18 protein-coding genes are annotated in these 18,453 nt (G+C 68.7%); 7 read left to right on the plus strand and 11 right to left on the minus strand.

Features of this window, described 5'->3' with window-relative positions; genetic code table 11:
- Positions 1 to 203 (plus strand): helix-turn-helix domain-containing protein (locus FHX72_RS17155; protein ID WP_183626694.1); only part of this gene is annotated, 203 nt, incomplete at its 5' end.
- A gap of 204 nt (positions 204 to 407) precedes the next feature.
- On the opposite strand, the gene FHX72_RS19255 is transcribed toward FHX72_RS17155, so the two are convergent.
- From FHX72_RS19255 to FHX72_RS17165, 3 genes are all read right to left on the minus strand, one after another.
- Positions 408 to 2,111, minus strand: a complete 1,704-nt coding sequence (locus tag FHX72_RS19255; protein WP_244964375.1) for a sugar-binding domain-containing protein — start codon at positions 2,109 to 2,111, stop codon at positions 408 to 410.
- Positions 2,112 to 2,289: 178 nt separating this feature from the next.
- Positions 2,290 to 4,506 (minus strand): glycosyl hydrolase, encoded by a 2,217-nt coding sequence (locus tag FHX72_RS17160; protein WP_183626696.1) that lies wholly within the window; start codon positions 4,504 to 4,506, stop codon positions 2,290 to 2,292.
- Positions 4,507 to 4,778: 272 nt separating this feature from the next.
- The gene (locus FHX72_RS17165; RefSeq protein ID WP_183626699.1) at positions 4,779 to 5,633 is read right to left on the minus strand and encodes an alpha/beta fold hydrolase; all 855 of its coding nucleotides are present in this window, start codon (positions 5,631 to 5,633) and stop codon (positions 4,779 to 4,781) included.
- A gap of 73 nt (positions 5,634 to 5,706) precedes the next feature.
- Here FHX72_RS17165 and FHX72_RS17170 point away from each other — a divergent pair, with 73 nt between their 5' ends.
- Positions 5,707 to 6,459 carry a formylglycine-generating enzyme family protein gene (locus tag FHX72_RS17170; RefSeq protein WP_104285270.1) on the plus strand — a complete coding sequence of 251 codons (753 nt, stop codon included), beginning with the start codon at positions 5,707 to 5,709 and terminating at the stop codon, positions 6,457 to 6,459.
- Positions 6,460 to 6,506: 47 nt separating this feature from the next.
- Here FHX72_RS17170 and FHX72_RS17175 read toward each other — a convergent pair whose 3' ends face one another.
- Positions 6,507 to 7,001: a small multidrug efflux protein gene (locus FHX72_RS17175; protein ID WP_068493370.1), complete on the minus strand. Its 495-nt coding sequence runs from the start codon at positions 6,999 to 7,001 to the stop codon at positions 6,507 to 6,509.
- A 191-nt stretch (positions 7,002 to 7,192) separates the two neighbouring features.
- Between FHX72_RS17175 and FHX72_RS17180 the strand changes: the two genes are divergently transcribed.
- Positions 7,193 to 8,431 (plus strand): sensor histidine kinase, encoded by a 1,239-nt coding sequence (locus FHX72_RS17180; RefSeq protein ID WP_183626701.1) that lies wholly within the window; start codon positions 7,193 to 7,195, stop codon positions 8,429 to 8,431.
- On the plus strand, positions 8,428 to 9,030 hold the full coding sequence (locus tag FHX72_RS17185; RefSeq protein ID WP_183626702.1) for a response regulator transcription factor: 603 nt from the start codon (positions 8,428 to 8,430) through the stop codon (positions 9,028 to 9,030). Before FHX72_RS17180 ends, FHX72_RS17185 begins: the two co-directional genes overlap by 4 nt.
- 212 nt (positions 9,031 to 9,242) lie before the next feature.
- Here the strand turns inward: FHX72_RS17185 and FHX72_RS17190 are convergent, their stop codons facing one another.
- Complete coding sequence (locus tag FHX72_RS17190) at positions 9,243 to 10,139, minus strand: LysR substrate-binding domain-containing protein (RefSeq protein ID WP_068493364.1); 897 nt, start codon at positions 10,137 to 10,139, stop codon at positions 9,243 to 9,245.
- 113 nt (positions 10,140 to 10,252) lie between these two features.
- Here FHX72_RS17190 and FHX72_RS17195 point away from each other — a divergent pair, with 113 nt between their 5' ends.
- Entirely contained in the window at positions 10,253 to 11,239 is a 987-nt protein-coding gene (locus tag FHX72_RS17195; protein ID WP_221187040.1) for an EamA family transporter, read from the plus strand.
- Here FHX72_RS17195 and FHX72_RS17200 read toward each other — a convergent pair.
- The 6 genes from FHX72_RS17200 to FHX72_RS17225 form a co-directional block, all read right to left on the minus strand.
- Entirely contained in the window at positions 11,180 to 11,992 is an 813-nt protein-coding gene (locus tag FHX72_RS17200; protein WP_183626704.1) for a tyrosine-protein phosphatase, read from the minus strand. The two genes, FHX72_RS17195 and FHX72_RS17200, sit on opposite strands and share 60 nt — an antisense overlap.
- A 9-nt stretch (positions 11,993 to 12,001) precedes the next feature.
- A complete protein-coding gene (locus tag FHX72_RS17205) occupies positions 12,002 to 13,297 on the minus strand; it encodes an MFS transporter (protein ID WP_183626706.1) in 1,296 nt (431 codons plus the stop codon).
- 193 nt (positions 13,298 to 13,490) lie between these two features.
- Positions 13,491 to 14,252 (minus strand): ABC transporter permease, encoded by a 762-nt coding sequence (locus FHX72_RS17210; RefSeq protein ID WP_183626707.1) that lies wholly within the window; start codon positions 14,250 to 14,252, stop codon positions 13,491 to 13,493.
- Entirely contained in the window at positions 14,249 to 15,028 is a 780-nt protein-coding gene (locus FHX72_RS17215; protein ID WP_183626709.1) for an ABC transporter ATP-binding protein, read from the minus strand. Before FHX72_RS17215 ends, FHX72_RS17210 begins: the two co-directional genes overlap by 4 nt.
- Positions 15,029 to 15,030: 2 nt before the next feature.
- Positions 15,031 to 15,393 (minus strand): DUF1048 domain-containing protein, encoded by a 363-nt coding sequence (locus FHX72_RS17220; protein WP_183626711.1) that lies wholly within the window; start codon positions 15,391 to 15,393, stop codon positions 15,031 to 15,033.
- A gap of 1 nt (position 15,394) precedes the next feature.
- Positions 15,395 to 15,769, minus strand: a complete 375-nt coding sequence (locus FHX72_RS17225) for a PadR family transcriptional regulator (protein ID WP_183626713.1) — start codon at positions 15,767 to 15,769, stop codon at positions 15,395 to 15,397.
- 187 nt (positions 15,770 to 15,956) lie between these two features.
- Here FHX72_RS17225 and FHX72_RS17230 point away from each other — a divergent pair, with 187 nt between their 5' ends.
- Positions 15,957 to 16,493, plus strand: coding sequence for a PadR family transcriptional regulator (locus FHX72_RS17230; RefSeq protein ID WP_068482303.1), 537 nt, complete (start codon positions 15,957 to 15,959; stop codon positions 16,491 to 16,493).
- A 125-nt stretch (positions 16,494 to 16,618) separates the two neighbouring features.
- Positions 16,619 to 18,364, plus strand: coding sequence for an ABC1 kinase family protein (locus tag FHX72_RS17235; RefSeq protein WP_068482306.1), 1,746 nt, complete (start codon positions 16,619 to 16,621; stop codon positions 18,362 to 18,364).
- The last annotated feature ends 89 nt before the right edge of the window (positions 18,365 to 18,453 follow it).

The raw sequence follows: 18,453 nt of genomic DNA on the forward strand, positions 1-18,453 counted from the left end.
CATACTTCGAGTGCGGCACGCGCCTGGAAAGCACTGCCGCGCACCTGTTCGTGCACAAGAACACGGTCCGCCAGAGGGCAGAGCGTATCGACGCGATTCTCGGCGCGGGCTGGCGTACGGCACCGCGGAGTGTAGACATCCACTTCGCACTGCGAGTTTGGCGTTTGCGCGAGGCCGAGGAATCGTCGACAGACATGCTCTAGACAGCTAGTAGCTCGAGTGCCACTTCTTCCTCTACATGTGAAGAGTCACGATCATCCAGCAGCAACGAAGCCAGGGCCGAGACATCCGACACCTGGCTTCGTCACCACGACCACCACAGACCCACACACGGAATCCCTGGCCAACGCCCATCAGACCGCGATCACAACCTCACGGGTCAATCTCTCCTACTCCTACTCCTACTCCTACTCGGCGCGAGCTGACGCGCGACGTCGCAGGATGAGGACAACCGCGCCGCTCCCGAGGAGCGCCACGATGAGCAGGATCAGCGGTGGCTGGCCGCCCGTGCTGGCCAAGCCGTCGCCGCCGGAGCCGGCCCCGCCCTCCTGGCCGCCGCCGGGCGTCAAGCCACTGCCGTCGCCGTCACTTGGCGCTGGCGCGACAGTGTTCCCGGCGCCGTCCGTCGGGTTGGGAGTCGCCGTGGACCCGTCTGTGGGCGTGGGGCCGGGCGTGCCCGGTTGCCCGACGGCCGGTGACTCCGCGGATCCGATGAACGGCGCGTATCCCGCTGCGTGCGCGAACACCCAGCCGCGGATCGTCTGCCCGTCGGCCGCGGCTGGCACGGTGAAGGGGTCCTCGGCCGCGAGCTCGGTGTTCAGCCCCATGCTCCAGCGGTGCGAGACGAGCTCAGCGGTGGGGGTCAAATTCGGCGGGGTGAGCGTCAGGGTCTCACCGACAGTGGCGGAACCCTCAAGTGCCGGGGCTCCGTCGGCGGTGATCTCGCCCGTCACAGCGTCCGGGATCTCGAGCTTGCCGAAGTCGATGTCGACGCCCGGAGTCACGATGGCGTCGGCAGCGACCGGAGCCAGCACGTTGCCGCCGGCCGCGATCCACGGGACGTGCGCGCCCGGCGCGACACGACGAATCTCGACGCTCCCGCTCTCCCCCGCCCAGAATTCCTGCGAGGAGAGAGCTGCGTCGCTTTCGTCGATGCCGCGCACGACACCCCTCGCGTCGTCGAGGTCGGTGAGCGTCTGGCCGTCACGGGTGATCTCGAGAGTCACCGTGCCGCCGAGGACACTGAGTTCCTTGTTGGCGAACTCGCCGCCAGAAGCCGTGCCTCCGGCCACTCGGAATGTCGGCTCGTCGCCGTCGAGCTCTGGGCTGCCGTCGAGGGTCTCGCCGAGCGCGTACTTCGCACTCGAATTGTCCGTGTCGTAGTACAGCGTGTAATTGACATCAGGAAGGAACTCGAGTGTCCATGCGCCGTCATCGCTGCTCTCAGTCTGCTGCTCGAAGACGTAGCCGCCGGTGCTGTCGTCGAGACGGTAGGCGCTCACCGAGACATCGGCGACCGGTGCGTCGCCCTCGGTGACGACCCCGTTGATGGTCGCTTCGTCGGCGTGCGCGGTCGGGGCGGAGAGCACGGCGAGAGCAAGCACCGCCGGCGCGATCATGGGCAGCAGGCGCCGCCGTGCTGCGATGGTTGGGTGTGGGATGGACATCGTCGTCTCCGGGGTCGAAGCGGTCGGTTCGGTGGAGGATCGGTGGCTGCGCATCAGGCCACCCGGGTGCGGCCGTATGGCGTGACGGTGACTGGGCCGATGAGACCGTAGTCCTGCCGCTTGACGCCTCCGTAGACCTCGGGCCGGAACACGCGGAGGCTGTTTGATGAGTGTCGACGCGACCTCGACGCGGATGGTGTTGCGTCCCGCTCTGACGTGGTCGCTGATGTCGAGGTCCGTGTCGGTGAGGTCACGGTGGGCCACGAGGCTGCTGTTCACCCACACCTGGAAGGTGTCCACGACCTTGCCGAGTGAAAGCACCACGCCCGCGCTGTCCGGCTGCCAGGTCTTGTCGAGCGTGAAGGTGCTCGAGTAGGTGCCGATCCCGGAGACATCCTCGATGCCTCCGATGGACGACCAAGGGAGGAGCCCGCTGAGGTTCATACGATGCTCGACGTGCGCGGTCTGCTGACCGTCAACACCTGGCTGCCAGCTGTCGACGACAAGCTGCCAGTCGGAGAGCTCGCTCGCGCCGGGCGCCTGTGCGATGCGGACGCGCTTGGTGATGCCCGTGCTGAGCGTCACGTCATGCACACCCGGGGAGTCGCTCTGCACGATCAGCTCACCGGAGGGCGTGAGCCGCGCGTCTCGAACGCTCGTGGAGACGATGGTCGCGCTGGGCACGGGGAGGCCGCTCCATCCTGGCGCAGCGACCGGCGTGACTTCGCCCGTCCACGCGTCGAGCTGGTAGGGGATGCGCCCGCCATCGCTGACGGTCATGCGCACCTCCTGCTCGAGGTACGCCAGCCGGTCCTTCCCGAAGTTGTGCTTCGCGTTGACGAAGTAGAAGTACTCGACCCCGTCCGCGACTCGGTGCACGTGCTTGAGGTGCGAGGAGTCGTGGGAGACGGTGGGGCGGATTCCGAGTGCAGAGAGCGCGACGGGGATGTCGTCGTTGCCTGCTGCGTCTCGGACGTTGCCGAGCGAGCGAATCTCGGCGACGAGTGCCGCCACCTCGGCGTTCACCGCCTGGTCGCGGTAGCCGGTCGACTCTGGAGCACTCCAGTCGCCGAAGAACACGACGGGGAGTCCCTGTCTCGCGAGTTCCAGGAGTCGCTTCGCGCCGCGCACGGACATCGTCGCCTCTTGTCCGCGGAACCGGTCGATGTCGATGACGAGTGCCTTGTAGGCCCCGATGCCGGTCTGGCCCCAGCCCTTCTGCCGGAAGAAGCCGACGTCGTACCTGGGACGGCCCTGACGCAGCACCCACTGCGTGCGCGACAGGTAGTCTGCCGCCGACTTGAGGTGCCCCCCAGACGGGCATGCGCGGCCCCCAGGCCTCGGAGTATCCGACGGCGTTGTTGAAGCACGGGGTGAACGCGGCGAAACCCGGCCACTGCGAGCCCGGCGCCTTCGCGTAAGCGAACCCGTGCAGCACGGTCTGGTTCACGCCCCCGGCGAAGGTCTCACCCAGCGTGTTCAGCACTTCGTTCCAGGTAGAGCTGTACGACTTGCCGAGGTAGGCCGCGGCTTCACAGGACATGATGGTGCGCCCGGCGATGTCCCGGCCGCTGGCGAGCACGCGGTAGTCGTCGAGGTTCTTCGCGCCGAGCGACTCGGTCTCGATGATGTCGACGATCCCGGCCTGCTCGAGGGAGTCCTGCTCGAGACCGTACGCCTGCACGCGGTACTCGAGGCCGAAGCTGTGCGACCAGTCGCGCAGCGGCACGAGGTGATGGTCCGTGTAGAGCTGGCTCAGGACGAGGTTGAAGTCGTCGCGGACTCTGTGGCTCTTGATGTCGTCGAACTCGAAGGTGTAGCGCTCGTTGATCTCGAGGAGGACGGGGAGGAACGGCATGAGGTCGTAGCCGATGCGCGAGCTGAACTCGGTCTGCATCGCGCGCGTCCAGATGGTGGCGTGGGTCTCGATCTCGAGCGAGTCCTCGAAGAAGGTCCCGCCGGTCCTGCTGAGCAGGTCGCGCACCCTCGAGTTGAGGATGTTCTTCTCCCAGTAGGCGATGAGCGCATCCGCCCCTGCCCGACTGAAGTGGTCGACGACGTAGGACTCCGGGCTCGTATGCGGGCCGCCTTCGGCGACCTGCCCCATGCCGCGTTGCCAGTAAGCGAGCAGTATCCACTCGCCGCCGTCGTCTGGCGCAGTCCAGTCGATCTTCGTTCCTGAGACCGTCGACGTGAGGTCGACCAATGACGAGCGGCGGAGGACGAGGACGTTCTTCTCACCTCGCGAAGCGATCTGCACTGCGTGCACCGCGAGCAGTTGCTTCCCGGAGACACCGCCCTTCGGTTCCACGACGGGCTCAGGAAGCTCGCCGGAGATCCGCTGGCCCGCCGTGAGCTCGACCTGGCCATGCACGAGCTCGACGAGGGCTGCCGGATCCTGCGGAGTGATGGTGGGGATCGCGGCAGGCCAGGATGGTCCGAGCGTCACGTCGATCTCGACGCCGTGCTCGGCGCCAGCCTCGAGGGCGGCTTCGAGCGCTGCGATCCACTGGGGGCTGCCCCATCCGAGGTTCTCGACGTCGAGGACCTCACCCGGCACGCTGTGGTGCACGTTCGCGACTTCCAGACCGCCGAACCCGTTCTCGGCAACCTGCTGCACCTCTCGGCGGATCTCATCGATGTCTACCTCGCCGTTTGGCCACCACCACCGGAAACGAGGGGCCGTGGCCTTCGTCGGCAGGCTGAAGCCCTCGAGCGTGGCGGGTTGCGGGAGCGGCTGCACGGGGGTGCTTGCCAGGGCTCGCGGTGGCGCGGCTGCCGCGAGCATGGCCGCAGACGCGCCCGCGGCCGCCAGACCGAGGAGCGTGCGGCGGGACATTCACGGGGAGCGTTCGGATGGGGGACCGAATGGCATACCTATCTCCTTTGATAGCTCTGCGCTTGAATCGATTCAAGCACTGCATGAACATTACGGGGACATAGCGAAATTGTCGACCCCCGCGAGCCCTGCTGGCTCTGACGTGCGCGTGGATGGCGGCCGAGCTGGCTGGGCCGATGCGTGGCGTCGCAAGCGCGGGGCCCAGCCCCAGAAGGCGCCTACGCGTGGTTGAGTCGGCGGCGACGCCGCGGCACGCGGTTCACTTCATCGCCTCAGCCGTCGAGGCCGAGTACCGCCAACGTCTCTCGGGCCACAAGCCCCGGCTCACTGGCGGTGACGACGTGGCCCGACTGCTCGGCCTGCACATGTACGGCCACCGGATGCGCGGCGACCGTCTCGAGGTGCGCCGCGATCAGCGGTGCGCGCGTTCGGTCGCCGGGGGCCGCCTTCATGCCCGAGATCACGCGGATCGGAAGGTCGCCGAGCCTCGGTGGGCGCGACCGCAGACCTGCGAGCTCGCTCCCCACGAGGCGCTGCTCGGCGGACGCCGCCCGCGCCGCACCCGGGTTCGTGGATGCATCCAGAGCCTGCGCCGCCGCGACCGGGTCCATCCCCTCGACGAGGCTACGCAGCTGCACGCGCAGCAGGCCGAGTCGGGCGGCCGGCTCCAGAACAGCCGCCGAGAACGCGAACACTCGCCGCGTCGACGGCCGGAAGTATAGCGACGCGTGCTCGTCACTCTGGTCGACGAGCACAACCCCGTCCATCGCAGCGCCGGCCGCCAGGCGACGTGCCGCCAAGCACCGCACGATGGGCCCACCCCAGCTGTGCCCGCCGAGCACCAGCCGTGACGGCTCCTGCGCGTTGACGACCGCGTCGAGGTCGTCGGCGAGATGCTCCAGTGTGCGAGACGCGGGATCCGGTGTGCTCTCCCCGTACCCGGCGCGCTCGTAGGCGACGACCCGCACGCGCTCCGCGAGCATCCGGTGCACGAGCCCCCAGTACAGGCCGCTCGCACCCAGGCCCGCCTCGAGCACGACCACGGCGCCCGAGTCGCGCGGCCCGCTCGCGAACGTGCGCAGGCGACGACCGTCCGGGGTGGTCACGAAGGCGGCGGAGTCGATCATCCCGGCATGCTCGCACGCGGCGACAGGCACCCGCCAGGCAACGGTTGCGGCCTCCGGTGCGAGGATGGCCCCAATGGATATCGAATTCTCGGCCATCGACGGCGGCACCGTCGAACTGCACGACGCGCGCCGCAAGCTCCGCCGCCGCGTGGAGCTCGAGCCGTTCGAGATCGGCGTCTACGCGGTCACCCAGTCGCAGCTCGGCGAGCTCCTCGGCGAGGCGACGGACGACGGGACAAGCCATCCCGACCGGCCGGCGACCGACGTCAGCTGGCTCCGCGCCATCCGATTCTGCAACGCCGCCTCCGAATGGGAGGGTCTCGACCACGCCTACTCGTACGACGGCGAGCAGGTGACGTGGCACGTCGACTCGGATGGCATCCGCCTCCCCACCGAGTCCGAGTGGGAGTTCGCGTGCCGGGCCGGATCGACGGCCGCGCAGTACGGCCCGCTGGCCGACGTCGCCTGGACAAGCCTCGACGGCGTGACCAGCCCGCAGCCGGTCGGCGGCAAGCACCCCAACCTCAACGGGCTCTTCGACACCCTCGGCAACACGTGGGAGTGGTGCTGGGACCTGCTCGACCCGGCCCGCTACGACGACTACCGCGTGTTCCGGGGCGGCGGCTACGCCGACGACACGTGGAGCGTGCGCGCATCCGTCCGCCGCGGCGGGGCGCCCCGCATGCACCACGAGGACGTCGGGTTCCGCGTCGCTCGCGGTGGCTTCGACGCCGAGGATGCGGCCCAGGGCTGGTCCGCGGCCGCCGACCGCGAGCGCGCGACGATCGAGGGGCCCACCCCGTTCGGGTGGACCCCTCTGCGCTGAGCACTCAGCATCGACAGCCGAGCAATGTGGTCAGCTCGTCCGCTGGCTCAGACGGCGAACGCGATGACGCCCGTGATGATGAGCGTGAGCAGCGTCGTCCACAGCACGATCGCGGCCGCCTGCCAGACGAGCACGCGCCCCTTCGAGATGCCGCTTCCCGCGAGCGCGGCTGCGGTGAAGTGGGTCGGGAGGAGCAGCGGGCCGAGCAGGCTCACGCCGGCGACGCCGTAGCGGTTGAAGGCGCGCTGGAACTTCTCGCGGTTCGCGGTCTTGGGCTTCGCATCCGCCGGCGACTTCGCGAAGCGGGCTCGGATGCCTGCGCCGAGGTAGACGACAGCCGCCACGGCGACGAAGTTGCCGATCGCGCCGGCGATAGCCGCGATGATCGGGTTGATGCCGCCGATGATGCCGATGGACGCGGCTCCCTCACCTTCGATGAAGGGCACGGCGCCAGCGAGGGCGACGATGAGCGGCTGCAGCCATTCGGGCAGACCGGCCATGAGGTTCTGGAAGCCGAGGATGAGCTCTGCGATGGGGTTCATGGTGTGCCTTTCGGGGCGGTCAAGTTGGCAAGTCGGACAGCGTTCGGGCGTGCTGCTGTGATGACTCCATTCCACCCGCGATGCACGCCGGGCGGCAGTGCCGTGGCGTCACCAGTACTCGTGAGGATCCGCGTGCGGGTTCGTGACAAATGTCAGGGGTGCCCGACCGCCGTCTGGCCTACCGTGGAGGGATGAGCACTCCACGCATCGGCGAGATCGCGCTGGCCCGCGGGGTCACCGCCACCTGGTGGTACACGGCGGTCGGCGTGCTCGTCTTCGCGGGCGTCGCGGTGATGTTCTGGGTGCTCTGGGCGCGGGTGTCCCCCGACCTCGAGACGCCGTGGCGCCTCCCGCTCACAGCGGCTGGCGGCATCGCGTGGCTCGCAGGGGGCCTCCTCCTGCTCCTCGACTACCGGCCGAGTGTGTATGCGGTCCGCGACGGGGAAGTGCATCGCCCGTCGCGCCTGCACCTCTTCGGGCTCGGGCTCGCCGCACTCAGCGCGGCTTTGCTGGGGATCGGCACGTCGTCGTTCCTTGCGGCGGTCGCCGTGATTGGGTTCGTGCTCGCCGTGCGCCCGTGGACTCCAGGGGTGCGGTGGCGGGTTGTTGTCGGCGCCACGATCGCGATCGGCATCGTGATGTTCCTCGAGGCCCGCGCATTCGGCGAGCAGGGCTTCCCGGTCAACGCCTTCGCAGCGCACGGCTTCTTCGTGCTCATGACACCCACCATGACGGCCTTCTCGCTCTGGTGGTGGGAGATCGTGCTCGAGCTCGACCGGGCCCGCGCCGCCGAGAGCCAGCTCGCGGCAACCCGCGAGCGCCTTCGCCTCGCCAACGACGTGCACGACCTGCAGGGCCACCACCTGCAGGTCATCGCATTGCAGCTCGAGCTCGCCGAGCGCCTCCTCACCAAGGACCCCGAGGCAGCAGCGGCCCAGATCAAGTCAGCCCTCGGTGCCGTCGACGAGGCACGCGCTGGCACGCGGGCCCTCGCGACGAGCTTCCGCGGGGTTCCCCTGCCCGACGAACTCGAGAACGCGGCCGACCTGCTGCGCGCCGCTGGCCACGACGTGCGGATGCACGTGGGAGCCGGTGCCGCATCCGCCCCAGCCGCAGTGCTCGGCCCGATCGTGCGCGAGAGCGTCACCAACGTGCTCAAGCACGGTGACGGAGCCCGCGCTCGGATCGAACTCACCAACGACGGTGACGCGTGGGTCTACCGCATGGTGAACGACGCCGCCGACACCCGTGTGCGCACCGGAACTGACGCCACCATCGCCTGGGGCAGCGGCCTCACCGGCATGGGTGAGCGCCTCGAAGCGAACGGCGGTGAGGTCGAGGCCTGGAATGACGGCACCAGCTTCACCGTGCAGGTCCGCCTGCCCATCTCGGCTGGCAACGCCGCCGCACCCTTGGGGGAACACGCATGATCCGAGTACTGCTCGCCGACGACGAAGACATGATCCGCACGGCCCTCGCCTCATTGCTACGGCTCGAGGACGACCTCGAGGTGATCGCCGAATGCAGCAACGGCAGCGCCGCGGTTGAAGCGGCGCTGCGGCTGAAACCCGACATCTGCCTGCTCGACCTCGAGATGCCGGGCCTCGACGGGGTCGAAGTCGCCGAGCGCCTGCAGGGCGTGCCAGAGGTGCGGTGCATCGTCGTCACGAGGCACGCGAGGCCCGGGGTGCTGCGGCGCGCGCTGTCTGCGGGTGTCGAGGGGTTCATCCCCAAGTCTCGTCGCGCGGAAGAAGTTGCCGACATCATCCGACGGGTCGCAGCTGGCCGACGCTACGTCGACCCCGAAATCGCAGCGGATGCGCTCGCCGACGAACGCAGCCCCCTCACCGACAGAGAACTCGACGTGCTGCGAGCCGGGCAGCGCGGCGAGACGATCGCGCAGATCGCCCGCACCCTGCACCTCTCCCCCGGCACCGTGCGCAACCACGTGTCGTCCGTCCTCGGCAAGCTCTCCGTCGCGACGAGGCAGCAGGCGACGGTCGTCGCCCGCGAGCGCGGCTGGATCTAGCGCGCCGCGCCGCATCCACCCCGCCGCGGTTCGCTCGCAGCCCCGCGTCCCAGTTCGCTCCCTGCAGACTCGGGATGGCTTACGCGCACGGAGATGGGTTGCAAGCCTTCCCGAAGCGTGGAACCCATCCCCAAACGGGCGAGGCGCGAGCGGAGGTGGCACGCGAGTGACTGGCGCCGGCCGGAGGCGCCCGTCACGACGCGGACAGCCCGTCACGACGCGGTCAGCCGGTCGAGGACGTGGCGCAGCAGCGGCCACTCGGCCGTGCCGCGGAGGTAGGCGGCGGATGCGCGGAGCATGGGCGGGTCTTGCATCCGCACGATCCGCACGTTGTCGCACTTCTCTCGTGTGAGTGGCAGCATCCCGACGCCGAAGTCTGCGGCGATGAGGTCCTCGACGAGGGCCAGGTCGTCGGACTGGTGGGTGACGTTCGGCTCGTAGTCGGCGAGCGAGGCGAGCACCCCGATGGCGATCTCGTCGGCGTTGTTCCTCGAGTTGCCGATCCACTCCTGTTCCCGCAGGGCCAGCATCAACTCGACGTTCGGCAACACCTCCGCGCCCCCGCCTGGCAGGGTCGCCGCGACCCGGTCGGGTACGCCGACCCCCCACTCCCCTTGCCACAGCCGCACGCTCTCGTAGCCGGGCGGGATGCTCAGTGGCGCGAGCGTGTAGTCGTAGACGAGCGCGAGGTCGATGCGCCCGGCGTCAACGAGGGCAAGCGCCTCGTCTGGCTCCTGCTCCTCGAGCACAAGCCGCACGCCGGGGTGCGATGCGGCGAGCTCGCGCATGATCGGGAACAGAGCACGTGCGGCGGTCGCGAAGCCCGCGACGCGGAGCGTTCCCTGCGGCTCGGCGTCTGGGTCGAAGTCGCGCCTGGCCTCGTCGAGGCTCGCGAGGATCCCGGATGCTCGAGACGCGAGTCGTGCACCCGCGGCGGTCAGCCGCACCCCGCGTCCGACCCGCTCCAGGAGGCTCGCGCCGAGCTCCTGCTGGAGGAGGGCGAGCTGCTGGGAGACCACAGAGGTGGTTGTCAGGTGCTGGTCCGCAACGGCCCGCATCGAGCCGAGGCGGTCGAGGTCGACGAGGTACTCGAGCCGCCGAGTCTCCATGTGCGCTCCCGTCGAGTTCTGGTGTGGTGAGGCATCCATTGTCCGTGAAACGCGAACGATGTGTTCGCCTTTCTCGCGTGGACACGGATGCACGCTCGCGCCATCCTGAATCCATGACCACGTCCAAGCTCGCGCCAGCCCCTCAGGGTTCGGCCCGCTCCGGCACGCTCATGACGATCTCCGCCATGCTGTTCGTGCAGCTCGGGTTGGCGCTCAGCACCGGCCTCTTCGAGCAGCTGGGACCGCTCGGCACCGGCTGGATCCGCCTCGTCTTCGCTGCCGCGCTTGTCCTCGTGATCGTTCGGCCCCGCCGCTCCTGGTTCACGCGCAGCAGCTTCCTCGCCTGCGTTGTGCTCGGCGCTGCGACTTCGGGCATGACCCTGCTGTTCACGCTCGCGATCGACCGCATCCCGCTCGGGACTGCCGCCGCGCTCGAATTCCTCGGCCCGCTCGCCGTCGCCGTGCTGCGCAGCCGAGGCAAAGCGCTGCTGTGGCCGCTGCTTGCCGCGGTCGGAGTTGTGCTGCTCACCGAGCCGTGGACCGGAAACATCGACCCAGTCGGCGTGCTCTTTGCGCTCGCCGCGGCGGCCTGCTGGGCCGTGTATATCCTCTGCACGCAGCGTGTGGGCGACGAGCTCAGCGGGGTGCGCGGCCTGGCCGTTTCCATCCCGGTCGCGGCCGTCATCGCGAGCATCATCGCGGCCCCTGCGACGATTCCGCTCCTGACCTGGGAGGCGGCACTCGCGGGCTTGGGCCTCGCGGTGCTGTTGCCGACGGTGCCGTTCATGCTCGAGATCCAGGCGCTGCGCCGCATCACGGCAGCCGCCTACGGCACGCTCACGAGCCTCGAACCCGCAGTCGCCCTCGTCATCGGGCTCCTGCTGCTGCACCAGGTGCCCGGCCTGCTCCCAGTCGTGGGCCTCGTGCTCGTCATCGTCGCGGGCATCGGCGTGGAGCGCTCGGCTGGACGCACGGCATCGCCCTCAACTCTTGCTCCCGTGGAGCCAGGCACTGCGTCGCCGGCAGACCCGGCCTCGGCCTCAGGTGCCGACGAGGCGCCCCTTCAGCGCGACGAGCTCCGCACCGGTGAGCCCACCTGACTGCAGGTAGGCAGCCGACCCGCCCTGCGCATCCACCCATTCAAACGCTCGCTCGATGGCCGAAGCCGGGGTGGCCGCGACGAGGTCCTTGATCTGGTCGGTGAGTGGCAGGCCGTACTGCGCGACCATGCCGTACATGCGCTCGGCCCACTCTCCCGAGAGGTTCGCACCTGACGACGCGTAGTCAGCGACGATCGCCGCGCGTTCGACCCCGACCGCGTCGAGGATCAACGCTGAGCTCACGCCTGTGCGGTCCTTACCTGCCGTGCAGTGCACAAGTACTGCCGTCGGCGGGTTCTCGGTTGCGTTCGCGACGAGGCGGGCGAGCTCGGCAAACGACGTGGCACCGTGCTCGAGCATGCCGACGTAGAGCTCTCCGAGCGAGGGAATCTGCGCGAGCACCGCGTCGACCGCCTTGGCTCGTGCCTCGGGGTCGCCGCCCTGCGCCGTCGACTGCAGGCCCTGCTGAACCAGCCCGGTCACGGCCCCCTCGAGCAACGGCAGTTCAACGACGTGGAAGGTTCGACTCACGGGCAGGCGGTCTGGCGCCATCTGGCGCTCGGCGGGGGTACGGAAGTCGACGATCGTGCCGATGTCACTCGCCGCGAGCTCCTCGAGCCCCTTCGGCGTGAGGGAGCTCAGCGCATCCGACCTGTAGAAGATGCCGGAGGTGGTCGTGCCGCCGCCAGCAAGCGGCATGCCGCCCGTGTCGCGGAAGTTGAAGGTGCCCTCGAGTGATGTCGCCGTCGTCATGCGATCAGCCTAGGCGGGGGCACCGACATTCACGCGAGTCGGCGTGGGCGTGCGGCGCACCACGATCGAGAGCACGGCAGCCACGACACAGAGGGCGGCACCGCCCCACCAGGCGTACGTGTAGGTGCCGAGGGTGTCTCGGCTGAGGCCGGCCCCGAGCGCCGCCGCGGCGGCGCCGAGCTGGTGAGCCGCGAAGACCCAGCCGAACACGATCGTGCCCTGCTCACCGAAGATTTCACGGCAGAGCGCTGAAGTGGGTGGCACAGTCGCGACCCAGTCGAGTCCGTAGACGACGATGAAGATGATCATGCTCGGATGCACGGTGTCGGCGAGCAGCCACGGCAGCACGAGCAGTCCCACGCCGCGGAACCCGTAGTAGGCGACCAGCAGGAAGCGCGGGTCGATCTTGTCGGTCAGCCAGCCGGATGCGACGGTGCCGAGGATGTCGAAGACGCCGACGACCGCGAGCAGACCGGCCGCGACGGTCGTTGCCATCCCGTGGTCATGGGCCGAGGGGATGAAATGCACGCCGATGAGGCCGTTGGTCGTCGCGCCGCAGATGGCGAATGCAATCGCGAGCGCCCAGAAGGAGCGGTGCTTCGACGCGAACACCAGGCCGTCGATCGCGCGCCTCGCGGCGGAGAGCGCTGACCCCTTCGCGGGCCGCGGCGGCGCCACGTACGTCGCGGGATCAGCACCGAACGGCAGTACGCCGCGGTCACTCGGGTAGTCGCGCATGACGGCCCACACGATGGGGACGGCGACAAGCGCGGCGGCCGCGACGAGCAGCGAAGCCCAGCGCCAGCCGGCGGTCTCCGCGAGCGCCGCGACGGGCGGGAGGAAGATGAGTTGACCGGTGGCCGAGCCCGCCGTGAGCATCCCCATCACGAGGCCCCGGCGCTTCACGAACCACCGGTTCGCGATGGTGGCGGCGAACACAAGCGCCATCGAGCCTGTGCCGATGCCAATCAGCAGGCCCCAGAAGATCAGCAGCTGCCACGACGCGGTCATGAGCACGCTACCGGCGGCGCCGAGCGCAACAAGGGTGAGCGCGACGGCGACAACCTGGCGTACACCGAAGCGATCCATGAGCGCGGCCGCGAACGGCGCGATGAGGCCGTAGAGCACGAGGTTGATGCTCACGGCGAGCGACATGGCGCTCGTCGACCAGCCGAACTCCTCGCCGAGCGGAACCATAAGCGCCCCTGGTGCGGCTCGGAATCCGGCTGCCGCCAGCAGGGCCACAAACGCGACGGCTGCAACCCACCAGGCCGGATGCACGCGGAATCCGCGTTCAGATGGCACCGCTCACAGCTCGTTCGACTCAGACATGCGCTGAGCCTAGCGAGCGTGGGCCGCCGCCTCACGTGCCGCTTTCAACAACTGGTCTGCCCTCGCCCCTCTGGCCCGGCGCATCCACACGGTGAATGCTGGTTCGTTGGGCGAGGAACATGCATCTGGCGAGTGGAAACGGCGGCGAGGTGGCCGCTCCGAGCGCTCAGCTGATCTTGCGCTTGTAGATAACAGTCGCAGCGACGTACGCGGCGAGGAGGATGCCGACACACCACGCGAGCGCCACCCACAGGTCGCCGCTTACCTGCTTACCCTCGAGGAGTTGGCGGATGCTGTTCACGATGGACGTCACGGGCTGGTTCTCCGCAAACCAGCGCACGGGGCCCGGCATGGTCTCGGTCGGCACAAACGCCGAGCTGACGAACGGCAGGAAGATGAGCGGGTAGGAGAAGGCGCTTGCACCCTCAACGGTCTTCGCGGAGAGGCCCGCGAGCACCGCGATCCAGGTGAGGGCGAGCGTGAAGAGCACGAGGATGCCCGCAACAGCGAGCCACTCGAGCACCCCCGCACCGGAGCGGAAGCCCATGATGAGCGCCACCCCGACGACAACCGCAACGGAGACGAGGTTCGCGACGAGCGACGTGGGGACGTGCGCCCACAGTGCCGATGATCGCGCGATGGGCATCGACTGGAACCGCTCGAAGATGCCACCCTTCAGGTCGAGGAAGAGCCGGTACGCCGTGTACGCGACGCCCGAAGCGACCGTGATGAGCAGGATGCCCGGCAGGAGGTAGTCGACGTACGCACCGGCGCCGATGTCGATGGCCCCGCCGAACACGTAGACGAACATGAGCATGAAGGCGATGGGCATGACAGCCGTCGTCACGATCGTGTCTGGGCTGCGCAGCACGTGGCGCAGCGAGCGGCCAGTGAGCACGGCGGTATCGCCGAAGAAGTGCGTGGTCATGACGCCACCTTCCGTACCTTGCTGGGATCACCGACGACGGCGAGGAAGATCTCCTCGAGCGTGGGCTGCTTCTCGACGTACTCGACCTTCGCGGGCGGCAGCAGGCGCTTGAGCTCGGCGAGCGTGCCGTTGGCGATGATGCGGCCCTCGTGGAGGATCGCGATGCGGTCGGCGAGCTGCTCCGCCTCGTCGAGGTACTGAGTGGTGAGGAGCACGGTTGTACCCGCGGCGGCGAGCTCCCGCACGGCCGCCCAGACCTCGAGCCGAGCCTGCGGGTCGAGGCCGGTCGTGGGCTCGTCGAGGAACACGACGGACGGGTCGCCGATGAGGCTCATCGCGATGTCGAGCCGACGTCGCATCCCGCCCGAGTAGGTGCCGGCCCTTCGCCCGCCGGCATCAGCGACCGAGAACCGCTCGAGCAGCTCGTCGGCCACCCGATTGGGCTGCGGGACGTGCCGCAGCCGCGCGACGAGGGCCAGGTTCTCGCGCCCCGTGAGCACCTCATCCACAGCTGCGAACTGGCCAGTGAGGCTGATCGCACCCCGCACTTCGGCGCCCTGAACTGTGACGTCGAAGCCGTTGACGGAGGCAGCACCGCCGTCGGCACGCAGAAGCGTCGAGAGGATGCGCACGAGAGTGGTCTTGCCGGCCCCGTTCGATCCGAGCAGCGCGAAGATGCTGCCCCTCTCGACGGCGAAGTCGACGCCGGTGAGCACGACGAGGTCGCCGCACGACTTGGTGATGCCATCCACGACGATGGCGGGACGTGCACTCATGACTACTGCCCTCGCTCCGCTTCCTCGACGGCCTTCACCAGACGAGCGCGTTCCTTGTCGATCCACTGCTTCCCCGAGTACGACTGGCCGAAGGTCTCGGCGAAGTCGACCGGGTCGGAACCCACGATGTCGTGCACGGGCGTGCCATCCGCGGCCGCGCGCTCCCACAGGTCGGCGAGGTCGACGTTCATGCGAACCATCGACTCCCCGTCGGTGATGCCGCTGTAGTACATGAGGTAGCGCTGGATGGCCTGCGCCACCTTCGCGTACGGAGCAGGCAGGGACTCCAGCCGGGCCTGCGACTCCTTGTACTGCTTCTTCTCTTCGAGCGAGCCCGTACGGGCTTCGATCCACTTGGCGGCCATGTCAGTTGCCTCTTCCTTCGTCTGTGCTGGTTTCAGCGGATGAACTGGTGTTGTTGTTGTCGCGGAGCTGCTCGAGGCGTTCCGCGAGGAAGCCCCACGTGCGCCAGAACTCCGCGAGATACTCGCTGCCCTCTGCGTTGATCGTGTAGACCTTGCGAGGCGGACCCTTCTCGGACGGGACCTTCTCGACACCGACGAGTCCCTTCTGCTCGAGGCGCACGAGCAGTGCGTAGACGGTGCCCTCTGCTATGTCGGCGAATCCCTGCTCGCGGAGCCAGGTCGTGATCTCGTACCCGTACGCGGAGCGCTTGGCGAGAATCGCGAGCACGATGCCCTCGAGCGTGCCCTTGAGCATCTCGGTTGCCTGCTTGCCCATGATCACCCTCTCTACTCAGTAACGATGACTACCAGTAGAAAGCAACACTGAGTACCAGTACTTAGCAACAGCGAGAAGCACGCGTCGAGCCAGCACCCAGGAGGACGGCAATACCCAGCTACACCGACATTCACCGATGTATCGTCGGGTGTCGTCAGGTATCGGCACCCCCACGAAAGGAATGCTCATGGTCGCTCAGCACACCCCAGGCGGACTCGGCTTCGGCCTCCGCGAAGCCGTCGACGAGATCCGCGAAACCTTCGCCTCGCGTCCCACACCAGCGCGGGCTGGCCGCGGCGATGTCCGAACGGCCCTGCTCGTCGCCCTCCTCGAAGGCCCCCAGCACGGCTACCAGCTCATCCAGGCGATCGAGGCTCGCACGAGCGGCGCCTGGAAGCCGAGCCCCGGCTCGGTCTACCCCACGCTCCAGCTGCTCTCCGACGAGGGCCTCGTCATCCCCGAGGTCTCCGGCGAGCGCAAGGTCTACGCGCTCACGGAAGAAGGGCGCGCCGTCGCCGCAGACGCCTCGACCGGCGACCTCCCGTGGGAGTCTCCTGCGGCTCGCCGAGCAGAGCGAGCCGCGACGCTACCGAAGGCCGGAGCCCGACTCGCGCAGGCGGTTGTGCAGGTGCAGAGCAGCGCAACCCCAGACCAGGCCGAACGCGCCGCAGCGCTGCTCGACGAGACACGGCGCAAGCTGTACTCGATCCTCGCCGAGGACTGAACGTGACGGATGGCCCTGGCCTGACCGAGGAGCGGGCCGCTAAGGAGAGACCGGCAACGGCGGCAGCGCCCGCGACAACGGCAGCCTCGCTTCGCGCCGCGGCGGCGAGTGTCAGCGGCCGCCCGATCAAGGCCGACTCTGCGAGCACCGCGGATGGTCGTGCCAGGTATCGCAGGATCGTCCGGTTCGCGCAGCGCGCGATGGTGCAGATCTGGTGGTTCGAGATCTTCCTGCCGCGCATCCGCCTCGGGAAGCTCTCGGAGCGAGGTCGCACGGCGCGCATGCAGCGACTCGCTCGCCGCTTCCACGCCCTTGCGGTGGAGCTTGGCGGGCTCATGATCAAGGTCGGGCAGTTCCTGTCGTCGAGACTGGACGTGCTCCCGCCGGAGATCACGGCAGAGCTCGAGGGGCTCCAGGATGAGGTGCCCGCGGTGGCCTTCCCGGCGATTCGCGCGCAGGCCGAAGCCGAACTCGGCATGCCGCTCTGGCAGGCGTACGCCAGCTTCGACGAGACCCCCATCGCGGCAGCCTCGTTCGGGCAGGCACACCGGGCGACACTCACCCCGGCCCTTGCCGAGGAAACGGGCTACAGCCGCGTCGTCGTTAAGGTGCAGCGGCCTGGAATCGAGGACCTCGTCGCGACCGACCTGCGTGCGTTGCGCCGCGTCGGTCAGCTGCTCAAGCGCGTGGAGCTCGTGTCGAAGCGGGCCGACGCCCCCGCCCTCGTCGAGGAGTTCGCCGCGACGAGCCTCGAGGAGATCGACTACATCCACGAGGGTTCGAGCGCCGAGCGCTTCGCGGCAGACTTCGAGACCGACCCCCGCGTGGGAGCCGCGCAGGTCGTGTGGGAGCGCACAGCGTCGCGCATCCTGACCCTCTCAGACGTCACGGCCATCAAGATCACCGATGTGGATGCCCTCCGCGCCGCCGGAATCGACCCCATCGAGGTCGCCAACGAACTCGCGAGGGCGACGTTCCAGCAGCTGTTCGTGGCCGGCTTCTTCCACGCCGACCCGCACCCAGGCAACATCTTCGTCATGCCGCTCGCGACCCCACGGACACCTATCACGTCAGAGGATGGCGGGGACACCTCCACAGAGCCGCCCGCGCCGGTCACGTGGGAGCTGACCTACATCGACTTCGGCATGATGGGCGTCATCTCGGACACGCTGCGAGCGAGCCTGCGGCAGCTCATCTTCGCCATCGTCTCGCGAGACGGACCTGGACTGGTGAGGTCGATGCGGAGCGTCGGCGTGCTCCTCCCGGCCGGCGACACGATCGAGCTCGAGCAGGCGATGACCGAGCTGTTCGGGCGGTTCGGCGGCATGGGCGTGGCCGAGCTGCAACGAGTCGACCCCGCCGAGCTCGGCGACTTCGCCGACCGCTTCCGCGACACGATCCGCGAGATGCCGTTCCAGCTGCCCGAGAACTTCCTCCTCATCATCCGCGCGATCTCCCTCGTTTCCGGAGTGACCTCGGCGCTCGACAAGGACTTCAACATGTGGGAGGCTGTCGATCCGTTCGCGCGCACGCTCACACGCGACGAAGGTGGAAACACCATCCAGGCCGTCACGAAGCAGGCCGTCTCAGCGCTCGCGACCGCCGTGACGCTGCCGGGCCGACTGGATGCACTCACCACGCGGTTGGAGGCCGGTCAGCTCAAGGTGCAGACGCCGAGCGTCGACCGGCACATGCGCTCGCTCGAGCGGATGCTGCGCGGGGTGGTGTCGGCGATCGTCTTCGCGGCGCTCCTCATCGCTGGGGTGCTGGTGCTGCCGCAGCTCGCACCGCTCGGCGTCGTGCTCATGAGCGTCTCGGTCGTGCCGCTGCTGCACGCCGCGGCGGTCGCGTTCGGCCGACGTCGACGCTGAGCGCCAGCCGCCTCGCCTCGCCTCACCTCACCTCACGTCGAGTCGCCGCACCTCGAGTCGCCGCACCTCGTCCACGCACCCCCGTTTCG

The sequence above is a fragment of the Pseudoclavibacter helvolus genome, assembly GCF_014191305.1.
In the GTDB taxonomy this organism is placed as follows: Bacteria; Actinomycetota; Actinomycetes; order Actinomycetales; family Microbacteriaceae; genus Pseudoclavibacter; species Pseudoclavibacter helvolus.